Origin of the sequence: Streptomyces sp. SID13666 (genome assembly GCF_010548325.1) — a bacterium.
Taxonomy (GTDB): domain Bacteria; phylum Actinomycetota; class Actinomycetes; order Streptomycetales; family Streptomycetaceae; genus Actinacidiphila; species Actinacidiphila fildesensis.
Genome location: NZ_JAAGLX010000010.1, coordinates 163,467 through 179,027 on the forward strand (window position 1 = coordinate 163,467; position 15,561 = coordinate 179,027).

At 71.1% G+C, this 15,561-nt stretch carries 12 protein-coding genes and 1 riboswitch; of the genes, 2 read left to right on the forward strand and 10 right to left on the reverse strand.

The window, feature by feature from the left end; translation table 11 throughout:
* Window positions 1-52 precede the first annotated feature (52 nt).
* From G3I60_RS16470 to G3I60_RS16485, 4 genes are all read right to left on the reverse strand, one after another.
* Window positions 53-1,474 carry a hypothetical protein gene (locus G3I60_RS16470; RefSeq protein WP_164295140.1) on the reverse strand — a complete coding sequence of 474 codons (1,422 nt, stop codon included), beginning with the start codon at window positions 1,472-1,474 and terminating at the stop codon, window positions 53-55.
* A complete protein-coding gene (locus G3I60_RS16475) occupies window positions 1,471-2,994 on the reverse strand; it encodes a DUF3492 domain-containing protein (protein ID WP_164607354.1) in 1,524 nt (507 codons plus the stop codon). The genes G3I60_RS16470 and G3I60_RS16475 overlap by 4 nt, the downstream gene beginning before the upstream one ends.
* A 228-nt stretch (window positions 2,995-3,222) precedes the next feature.
* Window positions 3,223-5,466, reverse strand: a complete 2,244-nt coding sequence (locus G3I60_RS16480) for a hypothetical protein (RefSeq protein ID WP_164607356.1) — start codon at window positions 5,464-5,466, stop codon at window positions 3,223-3,225.
* Between the two features lie 574 nt (window positions 5,467-6,040).
* The gene (locus G3I60_RS16485; protein ID WP_164607358.1) at window positions 6,041-6,682 is read right to left on the reverse strand and encodes an N-acetylmuramoyl-L-alanine amidase; all 642 of its coding nucleotides are present in this window, start codon (window positions 6,680-6,682) and stop codon (window positions 6,041-6,043) included.
* Window positions 6,683-7,062: 380 nt separating this feature from the next.
* Here G3I60_RS16485 and G3I60_RS16490 point away from each other — a divergent pair, with 380 nt between their 5' ends.
* A complete protein-coding gene (locus tag G3I60_RS16490) occupies window positions 7,063-8,295 on the forward strand; it encodes an LPXTG cell wall anchor domain-containing protein (RefSeq protein ID WP_164295137.1) in 1,233 nt (410 codons plus the stop codon).
* A 283-nt stretch (window positions 8,296-8,578) separates the two neighbouring features.
* Window positions 8,579-8,715: riboswitch (cyclic di-AMP (ydaO/yuaA leader) on the forward strand.
* Between the two features lie 12 nt (window positions 8,716-8,727).
* A complete protein-coding gene (locus G3I60_RS16495; protein WP_164295136.1) occupies window positions 8,728-9,747 on the forward strand; it encodes a M23 family metallopeptidase in 1,020 nt (339 codons plus the stop codon).
* 148 nt (window positions 9,748-9,895) lie between these two features.
* On the opposite strand, the gene G3I60_RS16500 is transcribed toward G3I60_RS16495, so the two are convergent.
* The 6 genes from G3I60_RS16500 to trmB all read right to left on the reverse strand — a co-directional run bounded on the left by G3I60_RS16500 (window position 9,896) and on the right by trmB (window position 15,546).
* A complete protein-coding gene (locus tag G3I60_RS16500) occupies window positions 9,896-10,261 on the reverse strand; it encodes a hypothetical protein (RefSeq protein WP_164295135.1) in 366 nt (121 codons plus the stop codon).
* Between the two features lie 172 nt (window positions 10,262-10,433).
* Complete coding sequence (lepB, locus tag G3I60_RS16505; RefSeq protein ID WP_164607360.1) at window positions 10,434-11,342, reverse strand: signal peptidase I; 909 nt, start codon at window positions 11,340-11,342, stop codon at window positions 10,434-10,436.
* A 125-nt stretch (window positions 11,343-11,467) separates the two neighbouring features.
* Window positions 11,468-11,851 (reverse strand): very short patch repair endonuclease, encoded by a 384-nt coding sequence (locus G3I60_RS16510; protein WP_164295182.1) that lies wholly within the window; start codon window positions 11,849-11,851, stop codon window positions 11,468-11,470.
* A gap of 92 nt (window positions 11,852-11,943) precedes the next feature.
* Window positions 11,944-12,951: a lipopolysaccharide assembly protein LapB gene (locus G3I60_RS16515; protein ID WP_164295133.1), complete on the reverse strand. Its 1,008-nt coding sequence runs from the start codon at window positions 12,949-12,951 to the stop codon at window positions 11,944-11,946.
* 81 nt (window positions 12,952-13,032) lie between these two features.
* Window positions 13,033-14,523, reverse strand: a complete 1,491-nt coding sequence (locus G3I60_RS16520; RefSeq protein WP_164607362.1) for a PrsW family glutamic-type intramembrane protease — start codon at window positions 14,521-14,523, stop codon at window positions 13,033-13,035.
* A 132-nt stretch (window positions 14,524-14,655) separates the two neighbouring features.
* Entirely contained in the window at window positions 14,656-15,546 is an 891-nt protein-coding gene (trmB, locus tag G3I60_RS16525) for a tRNA (guanosine(46)-N7)-methyltransferase TrmB (protein WP_343241951.1), read from the reverse strand.
* Window positions 15,547-15,561 lie beyond the last annotated feature (15 nt).

Consider the following 15,561-nt stretch of genomic DNA (forward strand, 5'->3'; position numbering starts at 1 on the left):
CCGGTTTCTCGAAAGGGGTTGGGGACGTGGGACAGGTTCGGTTCGGGGCACCTCATCGGTGCGATGTGGCGCGGCCCAGCAGGGAGCAGGCGACGGCGATCAGTACGGCCGCCGCGCTCGCGCAGGCGACCAGCTGCACGACCGGATGGTCACCGAACTCCCAGCACAGGAAGGCGATTTCGATCACGGCGGCCGCCATGCAGACCAGCGCGGCCGGCCACGCGGCGCCGAACGCCTGGAGCAGCAGCGAGAGCCACAGCACCGCGCCGAGCGTCAGCAGCGCGCACAGCCTCAGCGCGCCGGGTGCCGGTGCCCCCGGCCACAGGGCGGTGAGGGCCGCCGCGAGCGCCGCGAGGACGATCAGGTACCCCGCCAGGCACCCCAGCAGGACGGAGGCCGACCGGGTCCTGAAGCCTCCGGCGTCGACGCTGCGCCGCAGCGCGGCGACCCCGCGGCCGCGGAAGCGGTACAGCAGCCATTCGGCCGCGCCCATGCTCAGCGTCAGCGCGACCGCCGAGACACCGGCGCCCAGGGCCAGCACCAGGACCAGCACCGCGCTGGCCAGCCCGTACAGCCCGTACGGCAGGGACGCGACGAGCGGCGGGGGCGCGGGCGCGCCCAGCTCGGGCGGGGTGCGCAGCCCGCGTACGACCTGCCGGCCGGCGACCAGCAGCGCCGCCACGGGGGTCGCGATGACCAGACAGGCCCGCACCGTGGGGGGCAGGTCCCACGCCAGGAGCAGCGCGGCACCCACCGTCGTCGGGGCGAGGGCGAGCAGCAGATCCCGTTCCCGGCCCAGCACCAGCAGTGCCGTCGCCGCCGCCAGGTAGCTGGACTGCCCCACCGCGAAGGCGGCTTCACTGCCCCGCGACGCGAACGCGACCGCGAACGCCGACGCGAGCAGCGCCCCCGCCGGCGCGCCGCGCAGCAGACAGCGGGCGGTCGCCCGCCGCCCGTCCGAGCCGAGCCGCAGATAGGCGCGGTGCGCCAGGGCCTGGTTCCAGGCCCAGCCGGCGAGCGCGGCGGCGGACAGCGCCACCGTCCCGGCCGGCAGCCCGAACGCGTCCGGCGGACCGGAGAGCAGCGTCCCGCCCAGGACGTACGCCAGCCCCGGCAGGCCGAAGACGATGCCCCGCAGCAGACACCGCCAGGGGTTGATCCCCCAGGGATCGGGGCCCGGCTCCGGTGCCGGGTAGCGGCGCTTGCCCGCGCCCCGGGCGTGCAACTCCTCGGCCAGCTCGAAGAGATCGGACCGCCCGTACCGGTGCACGATGAGCTCGTGCGTCAGCCCGTCGGACTCCAGGACGGCGGCGATCTCGTCCGCGTGCACCGCGGCCGCGCAGACCTCGTCGAGGCGCTCGGCGAGTTCCTCCAGCGGGTCCTCGGCCCAGGAGGGCCGGCGGCGCTGCCGCTGCCGCGGCACCGTCGGCAGCGCACCCCCGTCGTGCGGCACGAGCCGCAGCGGGCCGCTCACTGGGCGACCTCCGTGACGGTGGTGTCGTCGACGACGGCCGGGCCGTGGTGGCCGTACTGGTCGCGGGACTGCCACTCCACCCCGACGGGGGTGAGGACGAGCCACGGCTTCCGGGCGGACAGTTCGCTGTAGATGCCGCGGAAGGTCTCGATCGTCTGACGCAGCGTGAACTGGTCGATCACCCGGAGCCGCGCGTCCCATCCCATGGACGCCCGGGTCGCCGGGTCGCGCAGCAGCGCGAGCGCGGCCTTCGCCATCGCGGCGGGATCGCGGGGCGGGACCACCAGACCCGCTTCGCCGACCGCCTCCCGCACACCCCCGACATCCGTGGAGACGGTGGCGCGTGCGCAGGACATGGCTTCGATGAGGGTGAACGGGAAGCCCTCGCTGATGCTGGAGAGCATCACGACGTTCCCGGCCGCGTACGCGTCGCGGATGTCCTCGACGCGCCCCTCGAACGTCACCGCGTCACCGACACCCAACTCGGCTGCCAGCGCGATGCATTGGTCGCGGTATCCTTCGCCGCCCCGCGGCGTTCCGCCGAAGAGCCGGAGCAGCGCCTGCGGGAGTTCGGCCCGTACGAGGGCGAAGGCGCGGATCAGGGTCTCCAGGTCCTTGATCGGGTCGACGCGCCCGGCCCAGCTGAGGGTGGGCACCGCGGGTTCCGGCCCGGCCATCGGGAAGGCGCCGGGGTCGACGCCGTTGTACACGGTGCGGATCCGGTCGGGCGCGGTCCCGCCGCGTTCCTCCCAGCGCCGGTTGTAGCGGCTGCCGGGGGTGACGAGCGCGGCGCGGCGGTACGACTCCTCGGCGAGCAGCCGGTAGAAGCCGAGCATGACGGCCTTGACGGGCCAGCCGTACGGGCCGGTCCGGTAGCCGAGATACCGCTCGCGCAGATAGACGCCGTGCTCGGTGAGCAGGAACGGTGTGCCGTGTTCGTGGTGCGCCAGCAGCCCGGGAAGGGTCGCCAGGCCGCCGCTGACGGCGTGCGTGATGCTTCCCGGCACGGGTTCGGCGGAGAGCGGACGCAGCGCGTGTTCCAGCAGGTCAGTGGCGGTGAGCGCGTCGTGCAGGGTGGGCCGGGCCGCCGCGGCGGCGACATGCGGCCGGTTCCAGACGTCGGTGAGGACGCGCAGGGCGTCCTCGGAGCGGAGCGCCGCGGAGAGCGATCCCGCGCGGGCCAGCGCCGCCAGCGCGTACAGCTGGGGAGCGAACTCCGCTTCCGCCGCCGGGTCGAGCAGGGCCAGCAGGAAGCGTTCGTAGCCGGCGCGGAACAGCTGCGCCTGGCGGCCGCGGGGTGCGCGGCCGGTCGGCGGCTTGCCCCACAGCGGTATCTCGGTGAAGTCCCGTACGTTGCCCGGAAGATCCCAGGCGAGGGACTCCCGCCCCGTGCCGGTCACGGCTATCAGACGGAAGTCGAAGTCCGGTATTCCCCGGACGAGTTGGTCGCACCACACGCTCACGCCGCCGTGGCTGTGCGGATATGTGCCCTCGGTCAGCAAGGTCACCTGGGTCTGCATGGCGAATCGGTCCCCCCACGGGTCCGTCGGTGAATGCGCCGCGTACGGTCCTTCGCGGCACTGGAGGGCGCTGGAGCGCCGGCTGTGTGCCGGCGGCTCCAGCGCCTTTCCACGTGATCGTTCGGTCGTGCTCGGTCCTGCTCGGTGGTGCTGCGCGTGGTGCCTGTGCTGCTCAGCTGCGGTGCGCGTGCTGCTCAGCTGTGGTGCGAAGCCGTCGCCGAGCCGGCGCTAGCGCCGTGCTGCCCTGGTGTTCTTGCGGTGCTGCTTCTGCTTGCCGGTGTCACCGGGGCCGTACGGAACCGGGTCGGTCGCACCCGTCGGCACGGGCAGTGCCTGTGCCGGGGCCTGCGCCTTGGCGACCTGGGCGCTCTGCGCGGCCTTCGCCGGCGTCGCGGTGGCGACGGCGGGTGTGGCGGCGGTGGCGAGCTTGAGCGTCACCGAGCTCTGCAGCGCTCCAGGTGCAACCCAGCCGGACAGCTGTCCGGCGTAGGCGCCACCGAAGGCCGTGGTGCCGATGAGCTGTGCCTGGCGGGTGCCGACAGGCATGCTCGCGGTCGACTGCAGGCCGCTCGGCGCGGTGACGGTGACGGTGTCACCGATCCGGTAGGCGGTGACCTTGTTGGCCTTGACGGCCGTGTCCCAGGCGGCACGCCTGGCCAGCTCGGCGGAGATGTCGGCCATCCGCAGGTTCACGATGGGCGTGCTGGCGGCGTACAGGTTCTTGTAGTCGCCGAGGATCTTCTCCATGACCGGATAGGCGATCCGGTCCTCGGCGAAGTTCGACTGGTGCACGTAGTGCGGCCGCGGGTTGTTGGACAGCACGTGCCCGAGGTCCGTCCGCGCCTCCAGCGGCACGATGTACGAGGCGTAGCCCGTCGCCGTGTCCATCGGCGTGTCCAGGCAGGTGGAGGTCGCGGAGCCCTCGCAGATGCCGCTGCCGCCGTCGGCCGCCCTGGTGTAGATCCAGTTGTACTCGTCGACCTCTTCGCTCGCCTTGCCCGCGTTGTAGAAGACGTTCATCGGGAAGCGCGGCACCGTCAGTGCCGGTCCGACCTCGCGCTGCTGCGGGTCGCGCGAGTTGTCGCTGCCCAGCACCGTCACCCCGGTCGCGCTCAGCGACGTGGCGAGGTTCGGGTTGTCGAGCGGCTGCTGCGGCAGGATCTTCAGGCCGGAGTGCTCACCGGTGAGCAGCTCCTGCTTGTTGACGGTGAGGCCGTGCTGCGTGGCCCAGGTCGTGTTGTCCTTGATCTGCGCGGTGATGTCCGCCTTGGAGGTCCACACCACCGCGCCGGTGGCGGTCGTCGAGCACTTCCACGGCACCACGGAGACGTCCTGGACGCAGCCGAGGTACGGGTGGGTGTAGGTGTGGTTGACCCAGCGGTAGGCGTTCTTGTCGGCGATGAGCTGCGTCGCGAGCGGGTCCGTCCCGCCGTGCTCCGCCTTGTAGTCCTCGCTGCCGCCGCCGTTGTACATCAGGTCCGGCGTGAAGCCGTTCGCCACCGACCACTGCTTGAGGTACGTGGCGTCCGCGGGCGTCATCCGGATGGGGTCCGGGTCCGACTGGTCGGTGCCGACCGCGCAGTCCACGTCGCCCGGGGTGCAGTTGAGCGTGGGGTTCCAGCGGTCGTCGCCGAGGAGTACGTCGTCCATGTGCAGGGCGAAGTAGTTCCGGTCGGCGCCGAGGTGGATGCCCTGGGTCATCCACTCGACCATGCCGCGGGCGAGCAGCCGGAACTGCTGCTGGTACTGGTTGTAGACGAACGTCACGACCAGTTCGCGCCGGCCGTCGTGGCTGTACTCCCCGACGAGCGAACCGCGGGCGGTGCTTCCCTGGATCGGCGCGTCCACGTAACTGGTGAACGTGGCTCCGGCGGCCTGGGTCGCGAGCGGTGTGGCGAGGAAGGCGTAACTCTCGCCGACGGTCGGTGAGTTGTCCTCGAAGGGGACGTTCCCCTTGAGGTAGCCGAAGGGTCCGGCGGTGGCGGTCACCGCGGCGGTGACGCCGTCCAGCGAGCCGATGTAGCCGGGGTCCTGCGCGTAGTTCAGCCCGACCTCGGGCCGGGCGTAGGTGTACGCGTCGACCTGCGGGATGCCGAAGGCCGTCTCGTACGCGGCCAGTGCCGCCATCTCGGCGGATCCGGCGCCGAACGGGTTGTCGTTCGGCAGGACGACGGCCTGGAACTTGGCGCGCGGCCGTCCGCTGACCGTGTCGCTCAGATAGGCCGCGGTGATCTGCGGCCGTGCGGCGCTGTTCAGGTCGAGCGTGGTGTACGGCGTGCCCGCGCTGTCGAGTTCGGCGGTGATGGCCTGGGTGGCCGGCCCGCCGTCGTCGACGACGAGCACCCGCAGATCGATCCTGGGTGTGACGGCCGCGGCGGTCGCATCCGCGGAACTCGGGCCGGCTGCGGGCCAAGTGAGGGTGAGCATCGCCGCGGCAGTACACGCGGTGGCAAGGCGGGTCGTTCGACCCATGGATTCCTCCCCCGGGAAGGCACGCCAAGGCAGCCCTCTCAGGCGCCCCCGGCCCTCCCTATTCCAATGAACTGGGTTGCAGTGGGATAGGTGCGACCGTCAGATCTCCCCGTCTTGAGGTCGCCCGTGTCACATCGTGGAGCAAAGGGCAGGGTTTGTGGAGGGGAATCGTGAAGGCGGTGAAAAAGGCACAGCATTGTTCATTTCCGAAAGCGGGTTCTTGGCTCTCGGGGCAGCTGGTGGTGCGGAAGCGAACCGGGTGGGGGATGGGTTTCCGCTGGTTGACGTACGTGTGAGCGAATAGTAATCAGCGGAAACGTTAAAGCAATATCCCGAGGTCGGGGGTATCGGGATGCATAAATGCGCGCGCCGGGAGGCGGCGGGAATTCAGGGATAAGTTACTGTCCAGGATTTGTCTCCGCTGTGTTCTGATTTCGTAACAGCGGGGGGCGGCGGAGTTCTGGACGGAGTTTAGGGCGCGGCGCCGAATCGCGATTGCGGGTGCGATTGCGATTGCGGGTGCGGGTGCGGGTGCGGGTGCGGGTGCGGGTGCGCTGCGCTGTCCTTCGGGGCGTCAGACTCCGTTGACGAGCCGGATGTACCGCACCCAGTCCCAGTTGGGCCCGGGGTCGGTGTGGTCGGTGCCCGGGACCTGGACGTGGCCGATGATGTGGTTGCGGTCCTTGGGGATGCCGTACTTGTCGCAGATCGCGGCGGTGAGCGCGGCGGAGGAGTGGTACATCGCGGCCGTGAAGTACGCCGGCTGGTCCACCCACCCCTCGTGCTCGATGCCGATGCTGCGCGTGTTGTAGTCCCAGTTGCCCGCGTGCCAGGCGATGTCGTGCTCGCGCACGCACTGCCCGATCGATCCGTCCGACGACTTGACGACGTAATGCGCGCTCGCCGCGTGCGCCGGGTCCTGGAAGACCCGGATGGTGTCGGCGTAGGTCTCCTGCGTGACGTGGATGACCACCAGGTTGACCGGGTAGCTCGTGATCCGGTTCGACGCCGTGTAGTTGCTCGTGCTCGCGGGGGACCAGACGGCCGACGGGTAATCGACGGTCGCGGCGTCGGCATGCTTCGAGCCGACGAGGCCTGCTGCCGCCACGGCGCCGAGGGCGAGGCCGCCGCGCAGCAGGGCGCGCCGGGAGGTCGCGGCGCTGCCGGGCGTGCCGGCGCTGCCGGGCGTGCTGGAGGTGCCGGGCCTGCGGTCCATGGAGGCTCCCTGGGACGTCATGGTGAGGTCGGGTGCATGACCATCGGGTGGGGCGTGACCATCGGGTGGGGCGTGACCATCGTGGGCCCCGCGCGCGAACGCTGCCAAGGGGCAGGGGAATTGGCAGTGGTCCAGACCGGTGAAGAGTACGCCGACGTGCCCTTCCGAGGCCGTTCCGCCATCGTTCCCGGCACGTCCTGGACCACTGCTTTCCGCTGTTACACGGAGGTGACGCTTCCCGCATGATCCAGGGATCGGTCGCGTGTGACGATCTCCCTACCGCAAGCCGCAGGGACCGAGCAGGAACGCTGAACGGAACGCCGCGCGGGGCGCAGAATCCAGCTCCACCATCCACGTTCACGTTCCCTGGGGGGATCACCATGTCTGCTCGCACCTTGTCGCGCCGTCCACGCCTCGCCGCCGCCGCTGCTGTCGCCGTGGCCGCCGTCTGCGGTACCGCGCTCATGCCGGCCGCCGCGTACGCCGACGCCCCGGCCACCAAGCCGCTGCACATCGAGTTCGGCACCCCTTCGCCGGCCGGCCCGCTCGCCCGGGGAGGGGCGACCGAGTCCTACACGGTCAGTGCGACGAACAACAACGACAAGGCTGTCGAGTTCAACGCGAACGTCTTCGGCATCCCCAGCGGCGCGAGCCCGCTCGACGGCTCCGAGGTGAAGCTCGCGGTCGTGCCGGTCTCGGCGCCGGCCACGGACATCGAGGTGGGGCGCCAGGACATGGCGATGGTGGTGCACCTCCACCCGCACGGCACGAAGTCCGCCCCCTTCTCGATCCCGGCCAACACCACCTACACCTGGAAGATCACTGTCGGGCTCAACGCCGACTTCCCCGCCAACGACGGAAATCTCACCCTGACCTTCGACACCGGCAACTACGAGGACAATCCCTCGCACTCGATCCCGTCGATCTCCTTCCAGGCCAGCCCCTCGATCAGGATCGGCACGATCAAGGATCACTTCGGCGGAGCCACCAAGGTGTCGGCCGCGAAGTCGGCGGTGTTCTCGCTCGATGTCGTCAACGAGGCGGGCGGTCACTTCAGCAAGCCTCTGCGCACCCAGCTCACCGCGTTCGGCGCCGGCGGCGACCCGGCGCTGGACCTGTTCGTGTGGCTCGAAGGCCGCTGGGTCGAGGTCGCGGCTCCGGACCACGTCAACACGTGGCTGCTGCCCGACATCCCCACCGGCTTCGCCGAGGGGACGTACCACTACAAGCTCATGTTCACGCTGCCCGCGGGCAAAGCCCCCAAGACGGCCAAGGTCCTCGAGCTGAACGCCCAGACCGGGCTGAGCAGCGGTAACACCAGCATCATCGCCGAGACCGACGAGAAGATCACCGTTCTCCCCACGCCCCCGGTCACCACTCCGACCGGCACCCCGTCGGCCACCCCGACCCCGTCGCCGTCCTCGACCACGAACAGCCCCGCCCCGTCGGCCCCGGCCGCCACGGACGCGCCCGTCGTCAACACCAAGGCCTCCCTCGCGCACACCGGTGCCAACGGCAGCAACGGCACCCTCGTCGCCGGCGCGGGCGCCCTGGTCGCCCTCGGCGCGGCCATGGCCTTCATCGGCCTCCGCCGTCGGCGCCAGCAGGGCTGACGCTCCGGTGTGACGCCCCCGTATGACGGGACCCCGGCCGGAATCCTCCGGCCGGGGTCCCGTCGTTCATCACGTTCCGTAGTGGGTCCACCCCACTCCGCATAACAACTGACACACACTCACATCACCGTCGTATCACTCCGATCACCCCTCTTCGCCCGGTAGCATCCCGTCCGCCCGATTAGTCGCCACTGCCAACTCCTCCTTTCGGCTTGGAAAAGACCCCCGGCTCAATTACCGTTCGATAACGCAGCGCGGTCGTCACTGCCGCCGTAGAGGCGGCACCGTGCGCTTGCCGAATCCCGTCCGCGGGAACCGGGGACCCACTCATTGGGGTGAATCGGGCTGCACTTTGGCCCGTAGGAGACCTTCCTGCTCCGAACCCGTCAGCTAACCCGGTAGGCGAGAAGGAAGGAAAGGAGAGCGCCACCCGTGGCGTCGAACCAGTCTGCCTACGCCCCATCACCCGAGGCTCCGGAAGCCGGGGAATGGGACGAATGGAACCCCACCGCGGAGTCCGTCGCCCCGGATAGGGGCAACAAGCACCGGCTCCCCAAGCCGCGTTCCATAGCCCGTGGTTCGACCGTATTGAGCGTCGCGGCCGTGGCCGCGATGGGCGCGGGCGGAATGGCGGCGGCCGCCGACAAGTCGCCGGTGCCGATCTCGCTCCCGGACCTCTCCGAGCTGCCGGACGCGCCGGACCTTCCGAAGCTCTCCGAGATGCCGGGGATCAGCACCCTCGTGGGCGCGGACGACGCCCCGGTGACCACGGCATCCACCGCCGCGCCCGGAGCGGCCACGACCTCATGGGCGACGGACGCCGGCGAGGCGCTCCGCACCCGCATCCTCGAACACGTCGCCCAGCAGCGCGACGCGGCGGACCAGGCGGTGCGCGACGCGGCCGCCGGACAGGCGGCGGCAACGGCCGCCAAGGAGGCCGCCGCGCAGAAGGTGCGGGACACGGCCGCCGCGGCGAAGGCGGAGGTCGCCGCCAAGAAGAAGGCCGCGGAGGTCGCCGCCGCGAAGGCCGAGGCTGCCCGCCTCGCCGCACTCGCGGCCTCGTACACCAAGCCGGTCGCCTCGTACTCGCTCACCGCGAGCTTCGGGGAGTCCAGCTCCCTGTGGGCCAACACCCACACCGGCCAGGACTTCGCGGCCCCCACCGGAACGCCGGTGTCCGCGATCCACAGCGGCACCATCACCTCGGCCGCCTGGGCGGGCTCGTACGGCTACCGCATCATCCTGACCCTCGATGACGGCACCGAGATCTGGTACTGCCACCTCTCCTCCATGGTGCAGACCTCGGGCAAGGTCACCACGGGCGAGACCATCGGCCGGGTCGGCGCCACCGGCAACGTCACCGGGCCGCACCTCCACATCGAGGTCCGCCCGGGAGCGGGCGACCCGATCGACCCGATGCCGTGGCTGCGCGCCCGCGGCATCGACGTCTGACCGAAGGCGCCGGCAGCGCGGACTGGCCCAACCGCCCAACGGTCCAGCCGCCCAACAGTCCAACCGCAAACCCTGACGGCCCTGGTGACCCCCCGCTCCAGGGCCGTCGGCATGTCCGACCGTCCGACCGTCCGACGAACTCTCGGGCCTATGACAGGTCGACGATGTCCTCCGCGTAGAGCGTCTCCAGGGGCCGCGGACCGATGTACTGCTGGCAGTTGCACGGCCGGGCCTCGTACGAGACGGGCTTCTTCTCGGCATCCCACGCGGTCGGCGTCTGCACCACTTCGTGGCACTTGCCCTGCTTGTCGTGCTTGGCCAGATGGTGCGTGCAGCCGCAGATCGCCTCCGGCGGCCGGTTCGCCGCCTGCAGCGCGCGCTGCTTCTCGCCCTCCGCGGAGATCAGCTCGACCTTCCGCTCATGCCGGGTGCGCATGGCGTGCCGGAACCGATTGCCCCACCAGCCACCGCCCGACAGGACGACCCACGCAATGGCCCACACGTACCAGCCCACGACCGACCGCCCCCATCCTCCGCTTGCACGCTCGCACCTCGTGTGGCGTGAAGTTGCATCGTAGTAGCCGCAGCTGCCGCAATCACTGGGGCCGTATACCCCTACTGGCGATCTACCCGTCCGACCGCACGGCCGACCGCACGGCCGACTGCACGACCGACTGCACGACCGACTACGCGGCGGAGTCCGTACGGCCGCGCGCCTCGGCCGAGCGCCGCCGCCGCACCCAGAACGCCAGCGGCGCGGTAGCGACGGCCGCGAGAGCTCCCGGCCCCTTGAACGTGTCCGGCACCGGCAGTGTCGCCCAACGGTTCATCGGCCAGGCGACCACGAACGCCCGCCCCACCACGTTCTTGACCGGAACAAAACCGTCCCCGGCGCGCTGCCGCTGGTGGTACCGCGAGTCCTGCGAGCCGTTGCGATGGTCCCCCATGACCCACAACATCCCCTGCGGAACCTTCACCGTTCCCACGGGATCGTCCCCGCACGGCGTCGCCCCGGGGAAGATGTACGGCTCGTCCAACGCCACCCCGTTCACCTTCACCGGCCCGCCGGCGGCGCACTCCACGGTGTCGCCACCCACCGCGATCACCCGCTTGATCAGATCCTTCTCGTCGGCCGACGGCATCAGCCCGATGAAGCTCAACACCCGCTGCGTCTGCCGCTCCACGGCATTCTGATGCTTCACCGGCTGGTCCTTGAGCCAGTCACCCGGGTCGTGGAACACCACGACCTCCCCCCGCTCGGGCTCAGCCCCGAACCACGGCGTCAGCTTGTCCACCAACACCCGGTCGCCCTCCTGCAGCGTGTTCTGCATCGACCCCGAGGGAATCAAGAACGCCTGCACGAAAAACGTCTTGATCCCCAGCGCCAACACCAACGCCACCCCGACCAACAACGGCCACTCCACCCAGGCGGGCCGCCTCCGCTTCACCCGCCGAGCCCTTATGCCTGTCGCGCCCCCGACAGCACCCGTCTCCGCCACCACCGCGCCCCCCGCTCTTCCTCCGTACACACCGTCGGGCTGACCAACGAACGGGGGTTCCCACCTCCCGCCCGGTCCCCGACGGCCGACACGCATGAAGGTTTCATCCTGGGTTTCACGAGCCTCGAAGGATGGTTCACGATGTCCACGCCCGGACCTTTGGTGACCACAACGGACAGGCCCGACAACGGGACGTACATCGCGAGAAGTTGTAGCCGTGCCTATCGCCGGTCACGGTTGGCGGCCACGGTCGCAGCCACGCGGCCCGCTACGACGGCCGGATCCTCGTGCTCCCAGAAGCGCAGGACGGTCCACCCCGCGTCGGTCAGGTGCGTGGTGGTATCGCGGTCGCGGGCCATGTTGCGATCGAGCTTCTGTCGCCACCATTCGGCGTTGGACTTGGGCCGGGTGGCGTGTTCCGGGCAGCCGTGCCAGAAGCAGCCGTCGAGGAAGACAGCGACCTTGGCCTTGCCGAAGACGATGTCGATGGTGCGGCGAGGAATGCCGGGCACCGGAGCGTTCACGCGGTACCGGTGCCCGGCGGCGTGCAGGAGGCGGCGTACGGCCAGTTCGGGGGCGGTGTCGCGGCGGCCTTGGCGGCTCATGCGGGCGGAGACGCCGGGGGACGAGGGGATTGCGGGCACGCGGAGCATTGTGCCGGCAGGATTCGGATGCGAGAGGGTCGGCGACCTGGCGGCTAGGCGGTGCCTGGTCGCCCGCAGTGTTCTGCGTACGGGATCTGGGCGCCGCACCAGCACGGGCTTGCGTGGGGTGGGGGCCAGGGGGTGGCGTGGCCGCGGGCGGCCAGGGAGGTGGCGTAGGCCGCGGGGAGGGACGGGGTGGCCGGCGGGAGGGTCTGGGTGCGGGCGTAGGCCTCGTACGTGGGGAGGGTGGCGGTGACGACGCCGAGGAACGGGGCGCCCGTCGCCGAGAGCGCGTGGAGGGCCTGTTCGACGCTGCGCAGATGCTCGGGGTAGCTGCCGTAGTCGGCGGCGAAGACGGGGTACCGGGTGAGCAGCGCGATGAGTTCGGCCTCGGGCCAGTACAGGACCGCCAGCGGGTAGGGGCGGGACAGGGCGGCCCGGTGGTCGGCGAGTTCGGTGCGGAGGCGTTCGATCTCGCGGCGGACCTCGGCGGGGTCGTCGGAGCCCAGGGACCAGAGGCGTTTGGGGTCGTGCAGCTCGTCGAGGGGGACCGGGGCGCTGTGGACGTAGTCGGCGAGGTGGTCGCGGTCGTCGTGGGACTCACCGAGGAGCCGGCGGACGCGGTGCCGGGTGATGAGGATCCTGCGGGCCTCGTAGGTGACCTCGTCGGGGGTGAGGAAGTGGTCGGTGGCGTCCTCGAACCAGGCGGCGGCGGCCGGCAGGTCGTCGTGGACCTCGAAGGTCTCGCCGATGATCTGCCACGGCGGCAGGCTCGCCGGGGCCTGCGCGCGGACGGTGACGGCGAGCTCGCGGGCCTGCTGCTCGGCGCCGGTGTCCCACAGGGCGGCGGCCTTGAGCGCCTGGACGAGCGCGGGGTCCGAGACGGGGTCCGAGGCGGGGTCGAGAAGTGCGTCGTAGAGGGGCAGGGCCTCGGCCGGGCGCTCGGCGAGGATCCACTGCGCGGCGGCGGCGAGAAGCAGCTCCTCGCGGTCGTCGGGTTGCTCGGGGACTTTCCGCAGGAGCCGCTCGGCTTCGGCGGCATATTCGCGCTGCTCGGACATGGTTGGACGCTACTGCGATGTGCCGTCGCAGGCCAGGGTGCGGGTGGGGCGCGGGCCGGGCGCAGGGAAGCGTCGGGTGGGTCAGATGTTCTGACCGCCGTACGGGGGCGGTTGCTGGCCGTAGGGCTGGGGGTGGAGGGGCTGCGGCCCGGGGGACGAGGGTCCGAAGGGCTGGGGCCCGGGTTGCTGCGGGCCGTAGGGCTGCTGTCCGTAGTGCTGGCCGTACTGGCGTTGCGGATACGGCCCGTACGGCGGTTGCTGCCACTGGCCCCACGCCGGCGGCACCGCCGGGCGGGTCGCCCAGGCGGCGTGGGTGAGGGCGGGCTGGGCGACGTCCTTGCGCTGCCAGAGGTGGTGGAGGAGCTCCTGCTCGCGGGCCACGAAGTGCGGCCCGGCGGTGCCGCGGGCGGCGGCGGCGCGGAGGAAGGCGAGATGGGTCGCGAAGGCGATGTACTCGCGGACGGTGCGGGCCGCCGCGTCGCCGTGCGCGCGGCGGGCGGCGGCACGGGCCACGCTGCGGGCCTTCATCGAGGCGAGCGCGACGGGTTCCGGCGGGGTCAGCCAGCCGGCCATCGCGTAGACCGGCAGCTGGGCGCGGATCAGCCCCAGCTCCTTCGACCTCGACCAGATGGCGAGCCACACCACGAGCGCGAACACCGGGATCATGATCGCGCCGTACATCGCCAGGAAGCCGAGCGGGGCGAGTGACGCCGAGCTGTTCCAGACGCCGTGCAGGAGCATCGCGAGCAGCCAGCCGCCGATCGGGGCGAGCCAGCGCCAGGGGCGGCCGGGCCGGGTCATGGCGGCGATGGCGAAGCCGGTGCCGGTCATCGCGGTGAAGAGCGGATGCGCGAACGGCGTCATCACGACCCGGACGAAGAAGGTCGCCGCGGTGGAGGACTGCAGGCCGGAGGAGCCGTAGGCCTGGTCCTCACCGAAGGCCGAGCCCAGGTACAGGATGTTCTCGGTGAAGGCGAAGCCGGTCGCGGTGAGGCCGGCCACCACGATGCCGTCGACGATGCTCTCGAAATGCCGGCGCCGGAAGAGGAACAGCAGCAGGATCGCGGCGCCCTTGGCCGTCTCCTCGACGAGCGGGGCGACGAAGGTCGCGCCCCAGGTGTCGGTCTGGGACGGGCTCGCGGTGAAGGTCGTCGCGAGGAGCTCGGTGGCGTACTCGTTCGCCAGTATCGCCACCAGGGTCGCGGCGCACGCGCCCCAGGCGAAGGCGAAGACCAGGTTCTTCCACGGACTCGGCTCGACCCGGTCGAGCCAGATGAACGCCCAGATCAGCACCGGCACCGGCAGGATCGACAGGGCGAGGCCGACGAAGAACCCCTCCGTCCCTATCTGCTGCCGCACCAGCGCGAGGATGATCACGCCGCACAGTGCGAGCAGGGTGAAGAGGGCTCCGGCGCGTACCGCCTTGCTCTCCCAGAAGGCGCGGCGCGGCTTGTAGTGCCACTGTTCCGGAGCGGTCGGGACGGTGGTGAACTCGGGCGCCTTCTGAGCGTGCTCTGGGTACTCGGGGACCGGGTGGTTCGAGGAGTCGGGCGAATGCGAGTACGAGGACACCAGTCGACAGTACGGGGGGATGGAGGGTGTGCGCGATGCCCTTCCCCATACGTCTTCGGCTGCGGCCGGAATCGACCGTTCCGGATTCCGCTTAGGCCGGGGGCGCCTCCCAGCGGCAGCAGGGGGCAAGGCTTAGCGGCGAGTGAACAGCAGGTCGTGGACGATGTGGTCCTTGGCCAGTCCCTGGCGCTCGAACTTGGTCATGGGACGGAAATCGGGGCGCGGGGCGTAGCCGTCGCCGTACTGGTTGGTGAAGTCCGGGCTGCCGGAAAGCACCTCCAGCATCTGTTCCGCATACGGCTCCCAGTCGGTCGCGCAGTGCAGCGTCGCGCCGGGGCGGAGGAGCGGCGCCACCAGGGCCAGGAACTCGGGCTGGATCATCCGGCGCTTGTGGTGCTTGGCCTTGGGCCACGGGTCCGGGAAGTAGATCCGCAGACCCGAGAGGGACTCGGGCGGGAGCATGTCGCGGAGCAGCACGATCGCGTCGCCGTTGGCGACCCGGACGTTCGTCAGGCCGTACTGGTCGGCCAGATTGAGCAGATTGCCCTGGCCGGGGGTGTGCACGTCGACGGCCAGAATGCCGGTGGCCGGGTCGTCGGCGGCCATCCGCGCGGTGGCGTCGCCCATCCCGAAACCGATCTCCAGGACGATGGGCAGGCCCGGGTCCCCGAAGAGCTTGGCCAGGTCGAGGGGGGAGCCGTCGAGCTCCACGCCCCACTCCGCCCAGTGCCGCTCCAGCGCGCCGGCCTGCGCGTCGGTCACCCGGCCGCGGCGGGCGTGGAACGTCCGGATGCGGTGCTCCTCACGCGAGCCCGCCGGGTCCGGAGCCGGACCGTCGGGGAACTTCGCGGGCCGGGCGGCGGGGCGGCCGGCGGAACGCTCGGAGGCCGGTGCTGCGGCCGGGGCCGGGGCCGTGGGCTCGGCGGCCGTTGCCGGTATGGCCACGACGACGGGCTCGGCGTGCGCGGCAGGAACCAGGGACTCGGCCGCGGGGGTGCTGGGGGGCGTGGGTGAACTAGACACGATGGGCCCAATTCT